Here is a 1,398-nt window from a genome sequence, read left to right as displayed (position 1 = left end):
AACAACTAATTATTGGCGGTCCGACCGGGGTAAAAAACATATATTCCTTGGTTGGACCGGGGAATATCTCCTACCACCCAATTCTACGGCACCCTGCAGGGGTGGTCAAGTAGCTCTCGAGACGATAGGTTTGTTTCATCGACGAAAACAGTTTGTCAAACAGGTTGTCGAGGTGTGCCGATCGTTCTTCTTTGCATCGTCGGTGACGAGCGCGAGCTTGGGCCCATCGGTTTGCCAACGGCGTTGATTTGGGCCCCAACTGTGTGTTGATTCGGGAGCGATCAAGATGTCTTTGGAAAGATTCCGGCGGTGCCTCGGTGTGATGAACTTGCCTGAGAGGGACCGTGAATGGTTTCCCAAGTGGCTGGGCTGCTATGCAAGCTTCCCGGCCGTACGGGCAACGACCGGTGCTTCGGACGAGGTTGCGGTCCAGCGCGATTTGGTGATCGAGTTCCTTCGTAGCCTCCTTGCCTCAAAAACTCCCGCTTGGCAACGACTTCAAGCGGCGCGGGCGATCGAGGCCTACCAAGGAACGGTGCTGCAAACCTCCGTCGTCGACTTTCGGCCCATTCGCGAGCGATTGACGGAGATCACGCGCCGATACAAGGCCGTCGGGGGTGAGGAGGACTATGATGCCAATCTCGTGGCAGGCGAAGGAAATGCAGGGGTGATCGATGAGACCGAGCCTGAGTGCGTTCAGCGGATGCGGGCGACGCTGCGCCGATTGCATCACCCGAAGAGCACGGAAGATGCCTACATCGGCCAAATCAAGAAATTTGTCCGGCACCTGGATGACGACCGTTTGGAGCAATTTGGCGAACCGGAAATCGGTGACTTCTTGACGGACTTGGCGATCGAAGGCAATGTCGCGGGCTCGACTCAGAACCAGGCGCTATCTGCAATCCTATTTTTCTATGAGAAAGTGCTCGGTCGCGATCTCCACTTCATCAATGCCGTCCGTGCCAAGGTCAGTGAATACCGCCCGGTCGTGCTGGCCAAGACAGAGGTCACAGAACTCTTCCAATACGTCACCGGGGTGTACCGGTTGATGTTCTTAATGATGTATGGCGCCGGATTGCGACACAGAGAATGCAGGAAACTGCGGCTCAAAGACTTCTGCATCGAAACACGCCAAATCGTTGTCCGAAACGGGAAGGGAATGGAGGATCGAGTGACGGTGTTACCAGACAACACGATCGATTTGCTGCGACAACAGATTGCCACGGTACGAGCGATGCACAACCAAGACCTCGCTGACGGATACGGAGAAGTTTATCTTCCTTACGCATTGGCAAGGAAATACCCCGCTGCTCAGCGCGAACTGGGTTGGCAATACCTGTTTCCATCCACCAAACTCTCCCGCGACCCCCGCAGTGGACGAACTCGGCGTCACCATGT

1 protein-coding gene is annotated in these 1,398 nt (G+C 55.4%); it reads left to right on the top strand.

Going from position 1 to position 1,398, the window contains the following annotated elements:
- Window positions 1-286: 286 nt before the first annotated feature.
- Window positions 287-1,398, top strand: a 1,112-nt coding sequence (locus H1B37_RS32830; protein WP_220498496.1) for a phage integrase N-terminal SAM-like domain-containing protein, incomplete at its 3' end; no start/stop codon positions are given.

It is taken from the genome of Stieleria mannarensis (assembly GCF_014154935.1).
GTDB lineage: Bacteria > Planctomycetota > Planctomycetia > Pirellulales > Pirellulaceae > Stieleria > Stieleria mannarensis.
Note: the sequence above shows the minus strand (reverse complement) of the source record. Positions and strands in the feature narration are given on the sequence as shown.